This is a genomic window from Streptomyces sp. C (assembly GCF_000158895.1).
In the GTDB taxonomy this organism is placed as follows: Bacteria; Actinomycetota; Actinomycetes; order Streptomycetales; family Streptomycetaceae; genus Streptomyces; species Streptomyces racemochromogenes.
Genome location: NZ_GG657750.1, coordinates 277,123 through 282,362 on the forward strand (window position 1 = coordinate 277,123; position 5,240 = coordinate 282,362).

At 73.1% G+C, this 5,240-nt stretch carries 8 protein-coding genes and 1 tRNA gene; 5 read left to right on the top strand and 4 right to left on the bottom strand.

Annotation, left to right across the window (positions count from 1 at the left end; translation table 11 throughout):
* Positions 1-123: 123 nt before the first annotated feature.
* Positions 124-1,086 carry an IS481 family transposase gene (locus SSNG_RS01480; protein WP_042800378.1) on the bottom strand — a complete coding sequence of 321 codons (963 nt, stop codon included), beginning with the start codon at positions 1,084-1,086 and terminating at the stop codon, positions 124-126.
* A 308-nt stretch (positions 1,087-1,394) separates the two neighbouring features.
* A complete protein-coding gene (locus SSNG_RS01490; RefSeq protein WP_007262010.1) occupies positions 1,395-1,592 on the bottom strand; it encodes a hypothetical protein in 198 nt (65 codons plus the stop codon).
* 140 nt (positions 1,593-1,732) lie between these two features.
* Here SSNG_RS01490 and SSNG_RS01495 point away from each other — a divergent pair, with 140 nt between their 5' ends.
* From SSNG_RS01495 to SSNG_RS01505, 3 genes are all read left to right on the top strand, one after another.
* A complete protein-coding gene (locus SSNG_RS01495) occupies positions 1,733-2,092 on the top strand; it encodes a hypothetical protein (protein ID WP_007262011.1) in 360 nt (119 codons plus the stop codon).
* Positions 2,089-2,475 carry a VOC family protein gene (locus tag SSNG_RS01500; RefSeq protein ID WP_007262012.1) on the top strand — a complete coding sequence of 129 codons (387 nt, stop codon included), beginning with the start codon at positions 2,089-2,091 and terminating at the stop codon, positions 2,473-2,475. Before SSNG_RS01495 ends, SSNG_RS01500 begins: the two co-directional genes overlap by 4 nt.
* Positions 2,476-2,490: 15 nt before the next feature.
* A tRNA-Trp gene (locus SSNG_RS01505) sits at positions 2,491-2,568 on the top strand.
* Between the two features lie 366 nt (positions 2,569-2,934).
* On the opposite strand, the gene SSNG_RS44695 is transcribed toward SSNG_RS01505, so the two are convergent.
* Positions 2,935-3,066 carry a hypothetical protein gene (locus SSNG_RS44695; RefSeq protein ID WP_277752131.1) on the bottom strand — a complete coding sequence of 44 codons (132 nt, stop codon included), beginning with the start codon at positions 3,064-3,066 and terminating at the stop codon, positions 2,935-2,937.
* 119 nt (positions 3,067-3,185) lie between these two features.
* Between SSNG_RS44695 and SSNG_RS43345 the strand changes: the two genes are divergently transcribed.
* Complete coding sequence (locus tag SSNG_RS43345; RefSeq protein ID WP_007262013.1) at positions 3,186-3,458, top strand: GNAT family N-acetyltransferase; 273 nt, start codon at positions 3,186-3,188, stop codon at positions 3,456-3,458.
* Between the two features lie 25 nt (positions 3,459-3,483).
* On the opposite strand, the gene SSNG_RS01515 is transcribed toward SSNG_RS43345, so the two are convergent.
* Positions 3,484-4,467 (bottom strand): aldo/keto reductase, encoded by a 984-nt coding sequence (locus SSNG_RS01515; RefSeq protein ID WP_007262014.1) that lies wholly within the window; start codon positions 4,465-4,467, stop codon positions 3,484-3,486.
* Positions 4,468-4,580: 113 nt separating this feature from the next.
* Here SSNG_RS01515 and SSNG_RS01520 point away from each other — a divergent pair, with 113 nt between their 5' ends.
* On the top strand, positions 4,581-5,168 hold the full coding sequence (locus tag SSNG_RS01520; RefSeq protein ID WP_007262015.1) for a TetR family transcriptional regulator: 588 nt from the start codon (positions 4,581-4,583) through the stop codon (positions 5,166-5,168).
* Positions 5,169-5,240 lie beyond the last annotated feature (72 nt).

Below are 5,240 nucleotides of genomic sequence, written 5' to 3' on the forward strand. Positions count from 1 at the left end.
GTCTGGTGCGTGCTCTCGGTGCGCCGGGCGGAAGCCCGCGTACTGGACGTACTTGGCTTTCGCCCGGTGCGGCGAGAGCGCGTGCCAGGCGTCGCGGGGCAGACGGGAGTTTGACGACAGGCCCTAGGTGTGCTGTTCGGAGAGGTTGGTGACGCGGCTGGCGGGTGTGTGGCCTGCGATGCCGGTGTGGGGTCGGTGGTAGTTGTACCAGTGCAGCCAGTCGGTGAACGCTTCCATCCGTTCACGGTCTGAGGTGTAGGGCCTCTGGTAGGCCCATTCCTCGAGCAGGGTGCGGTGGAAGCGTTCGACCTTGCCGTTGGTCTGGGGCCGCCAGGGCCGGGTCCACCGCGGGCTGATGCCCAGGTCACGGCAGGTGTCGCGCCAGGTGTTCTTGGTGTAGGCCCAGGCGTTGTCGGTCAGGACGCGTTCCACGGTGATGCCCAGGGACGCGAAATATGCGGTGGCCCGGGCCAGGAAGCCTGCGCAGGTCGGGGCGGTCTCGTCGGGCAGGTCTTCGGTGTATGCCAGGCGGGTGTGGTCGTCGAGGGCGGTGTGGAGGTAGGCGTATCCGGCGCCGTTGCGGCGGTCCTTGTTCGGACTGCCGGCCGCCCGGCCCAGGACCCTGTGGCCGCCGCCGTCGGGGATCCGTCCGAGCTTCTTGACGTCGATGTGGACGAGCTCGCCCGGGCGGGCGCGTTCGTAGCGGCGCACGGGCTCACCAGTGGCCCGGTCCAGTGCCGCCAGGGGCGGCAGGCCGTGCCGGACCAGGATCCGGTGGGCGGTCGAGGCTGCGATGCCGCAGCGGGCGGCCAGCCGCAGCGGCCCGATCCGGTGCTCGCGCCGCAGCCGCAGGACCTGGTTCTCGATGGTGGCCGCGGTCCTGCGGGGCTGGTGGCGGGGCCGGCTGGAGCGGTCACTCATGCCGGCGACGCCGAGCTGTCGGTAGCGGCGGGCCCAGCGGGCGGCGGTGGTGTGGCTGACCTGGAAACGTTCCGCGGCCCGGCGTACGGGCCAGCCGTCGTCCACGACACAGCGGGCCAGTCGCAGTCGTCCGGTCTCGGTCAGGGGGGCATTACGGTGGACCACGAGGGCCTCCTGAGCTCGGTGCAGATGTCGCAATCCACACCGAACCCGGAGGCCCTCACCCATTTCAAGAACCCAGCACGCGTGTCACCAACGTCCCGGGACAACACACCTAGGGCCGGCACACGGCGGCGCCGGTCGTCACCCGGCGGCGCCCCGCCCGCGAACTCCACCTCGTCCACGACGGCGGTGGGGCTGCCGCCCCCGCCGTCGCGCAGGCAGGCGCGGACGATCGCCACCGGCGGCCCCGGGAGGTCCGCGCGTCGCCCCGCACGCGTCACGGAAGTACCGTACCCGCGCCCGGCCTTCCCTCAACCGGCGGCCGGCCGGCTCCGCCACCGGTCGTGCGGCGGGTCGTCGTCGGGCCACAGGCCGATCATGTCCAGCAGGGCCGCCAGGTCCTCCGCCCCGGTGGCGCGCGCGGCGACCGCGCGGCGGGCGGCGGCCCGGTCCATGGCGCCCGCCCGGGCCGGCAGCGCCGGCTCGTCACATCCGAAGGGATCCTTCATGGGACCGATGCCACCACGGGTCCGGCGGATCCGCAGCTCCCACTGCTCCCATCGGCCGCCGGGCCGGAGCCCTTAGGGTGGCCCGGACATCCGACCGGCCGCGGCCCGTGCCCGCGGCCGCCTTCCCCTCAGGAGCCTCCGTGGCGCGTTCGCTCGACGGCCTCGTCTTCGTCCCCGTGGCCGACCAGGCGCCGGGCCAGGTCGGCCGGCAGACCCGATTCGACTATCACGAGCAGGACGGCCGGGTCTGGGCCGAGTACCGTGGCGGGGACGTGGTCAGGGGACACCTGGTCGGCACGCGGAGGGACGACACCGTCGACTTCCGCTACGTCCAGCTGCGCCACGACGGCTCGACCGCCTCCGGGCACTGCGTCTCCCTCGTCACGGAACTCCCCGACGGGCGGCTCCGGCTGGAGGAGACGTGGACGTGGGAGTCCCAGGAGGGCAGCGGCACCAGCGTCGTCGAGCAGCAGCCCGAGATGAGGGAGAGCACCCGATGAGGATCCACCTGACCAGCGTCTTCGTCGACGACCAGGACAAGGCCCTGCGCTTCTACACGGACGTCCTGGGCTTCGTGAAGAAGCACGAGGTGCCGCTGGGCGCGGACAAGTGGCTGACCGTGGTCTCCCCGGAGGACCCCGGCGGGACCGAGCTGCTGCTGGAGCCCGACGGCCACCCCGCGGTGCGGCCGTACAAGGAGGCGCTGGTCAGGGACGGCATCCCGGCCGCCTCCTTCGCCGTGGACGACGTGGAGGCGGAGTTCGCCCGGCTGCGCGGGCTCGGGGTGCGCTTCACGCAGGAGCCGACGGAGACCGGCCCGGTCACCACCGCGGTCCTGGACGACACCTGCGGCAACCTGATCCAGATCGTCCACGGCGGGTAGGCTGCCCGGCAGGGCGGGGCCCGTAGCGCAGGGGTCGACGCGCGCGGTCTCCAAAAACCGTGAGGACGCCGGTTCGAAATCCGGTCGGCCCCGCCTGTCGGCGGTGCTGGCTATGGTGGCCCGATGAGCGAGATCGATCGTCGCCGAACAAGGCGCGTGGCGTGGCGGGTTCGAAGAGCGGGTGCTGGCCGGGTACCGGGCGGCGGGATGCCCGGAGCCGCTGGCCCGGGCGCTGCTGGAGCGGGCCGTGAAGGGGATCGACGGCTGGACGGTGGCCACGGACGGCACCGGGTGGATAGCCGTGGAGGTGACGGAGGACAACGGTGCGGTGGTCGGCCGGATCCACGACCTCACGGTCGCGCGGGGGCGCGAGTGGGCCGAGCGGTGGTGCGCCGAGCACGGCGCCGAACGGGTGGAGGTCCGCCTCACCGGCGGGAGCGGGCCGGGAGCGTTCGCCGACTACCCGGTGCGGGGCCAGAACCGGATGCGGGCCGTGTCCGGACGGCCGCAGCTGCCGTCGGGGCTGACGGTCCGCCGGCTCACGGAGGAGGAGTACCCGGCCTGGTACGCCGCCGAGGAGGCCGCGTACATCGCCGACATCGTCCGGGCCGGGGCAGTGACCCCCGAGCAGGCCAAGGGAGAAGTCCGACCTGGACTTCGCCCAGTACCTTCCGCAGGGGTACCAGACCCCGGGGCACGCCTTCTACGCGATGGAGGCGGAGGGAGAGGTGATCGGCACCGGCTGGGTGAACCACGGGTTCCTGCCGGGCGTCACCTACGGCTTCTCGCTGGAGGTGCACGAGGAGCACCGCGGCAAGGGCTACGGCCGGGCGGCGATGGCCGTCGGCGAGTGGGCCACCCGGCAGGGCGGCGACGAGGCGATGATGTTCAACGTCTTCGGCGGGAACGAGGTCGCGATGGGCCTGTACGACAGGACGGGCTTCGCGGTTCTGGACGAGTACCGCTTCCTCGACCTGCGCTGATCCGCCCGGCGGGGCCGGGAGGGGGTCAGCCGTTCAGCGACGCCATGAGTTCGGGTGCGTACCGGTCCCCCGAGACCACGCCGTGGGGCGCGACGGCGTCGATGGAGGCCAGGTCGGCGTCGGTGAGGGTGACGGCGGTCGCGGCGACGTTCTCCTCCAGGTAGCGGCGGCGCTTGGTGCCGGGGATCGGGACGGCGCCCATCCGCAGGGTCCAGGCGAGCGCGAGCTGGGAGGGGGTGACCCCCTTCTCGGCGGCCAGGGCCCGGACGCGGTCGACGACGGCGAGGTTGCGGTCGAAGTTCTCGCCCTGGAAGCGGGGGTCCGTACGCCGGAAGTCGTCGGCCTCGAAGCCGTCCGGGCTGGTCACGGCCCCGGAGAGGAAGCCGCGGCCGAGCGGGGAGTACGCGACGAGGCCGATGCCGAGCTCGCGCAGGGTCTCGCGTACGCCGTCGTGCTCGATGCCGCGCTCGAAGAGGCTGTACTCCGTCTGTACGGCGGCCAGCGGGTGCACGGCGTGGGCGCGGGCGATGGTGCCCGCGGCGGCCTCGCAGATCCCGATGTGGCCGACCTTGCCGGCGGCGACCAGCTCGGACATGGCACCGACGCTCTCCTCGACGGGCACGGCCGGGTCGACGCGGTGCAGGTAGTACAGGTCGATGTGGTCGGTGCCCAGGTGGCGCAGGGAGCGGTCGGCGGAGCGGCGGATGTACTCGGGCGTGCCGTTGTGGCCCCGGAAGGCCCCCTCGTCGGTGAACTCGACGCCGGTCTTCGTGGCGATGACGGCGGCGTCGCGGCGGCCGCGGAGGGCCTTGCCGAGGAGTTGCTCGTTGAGGAAGGGGCCGTAGCCCTCGGCGGTGTCGAGCAGGGTCACGCCGAGGGCCAGGGCGCGGTCGATGGTGGCGAGGGACTCGGTCTCGTCGGTGGCTCCGTAGTGGGCGCTCATGCCCATGAGGCCGAGGCCTTCGGCGCCGACTTCCAGGCCCTGGCCGCCGAGTGCGCGGATCTCCATGGTGTCCTCCGGGGGGGTGGGGGCGGGGTAAGTAACTAACTGGATAGTTTGAGTCTGCACCGGGGGTGCGGAGGATGTCAATAACCGGATAGTTACTTGCTAGGCTGCCCGGCATGGCACGGGATTCCAGCGCAACCAAGGCGCGCCTGCTCGACGCGGCGTTCTCCGAGTTCGCGGCGTACGGCATCGCCGGCGCCCGGATCGACCGCATCGCGGCGACCGCCCGGGCGAACAAGCGGCTCATCTACGTCTACTACGGCAACAAGGAGCAGCTGTTCGATGCCGTGCTCCAGCGCGCCCTGGAGACGGGCTCGGAGTCCGTGCCGTTCGACGCGGAGGACCTGCCGGGGTACGCGGGTGCGGTCTTCGACCACTTCGTGGCGCATCCCGACCTGATGCGCCTGGTGCAGTGGAAGCAGCTGGAGCGGCCGGAGAGCACCGAGCTGGTGGCCGAGTCCTACCAGGGCAAGATCGCGGCGGTGGAGCGGGCGCAGGATGCCGGGCTGGTCGACCCGGGTCTCGATCCGGCGGACGTGCTCACGCTGGTCATGGGGCTGGCGCAGGCGTGGACCGGGGCGGTGGGCGGACCCGCGACCGGCGGCCCGGGCGAGCCCTGGGCGGCGGCGCGGCTGGCCCGGCACCGCGAGGCGGTGGTGGAGTCCGTCCGCCGCCTGGTCCGGCCGCCGCGGCCGCGGGGGTGAGCGGCCCGGCGGCCCCGCGGGACCGCGGGCGCGGCGGCCGGATCCGGGTCAGGCCCGGAAGGGGGCGGTGGC

Bases quoted from the DNA above. Each gene is read 5' to 3' on its own strand.
- SSNG_RS01490 (WP_007262010.1), bottom strand. From the start codon at position 1,592: ATGAAGGATCCCTTCGGATGTGACGAGCCGGCGCTGCCGGCCCGGGCG.
- SSNG_RS01500 (WP_007262012.1), top strand. From the start codon at position 2,089: ATGAGGATCCACCTGACCAGCGTCTTCGTCGACGACCAGGACAAGGCC.
- SSNG_RS44695 (WP_277752131.1), bottom strand. From the start codon at position 3,066: ATGTACGCGGCCTCCTCGGCGGCGTACCAGGCCGGGTACTCCTCCTCC.
- SSNG_RS43345 (WP_007262013.1), top strand. From the start codon at position 3,186: ATGGAGGCGGAGGGAGAGGTGATCGGCACCGGCTGGGTGAACCACGGG.
- SSNG_RS01515 (WP_007262014.1), bottom strand. From the start codon at position 4,467: ATGGAGATCCGCGCACTCGGCGGCCAGGGCCTGGAAGTCGGCGCCGAA.
- SSNG_RS01520 (WP_007262015.1), top strand. From the start codon at position 4,581: ATGGCACGGGATTCCAGCGCAACCAAGGCGCGCCTGCTCGACGCGGCG.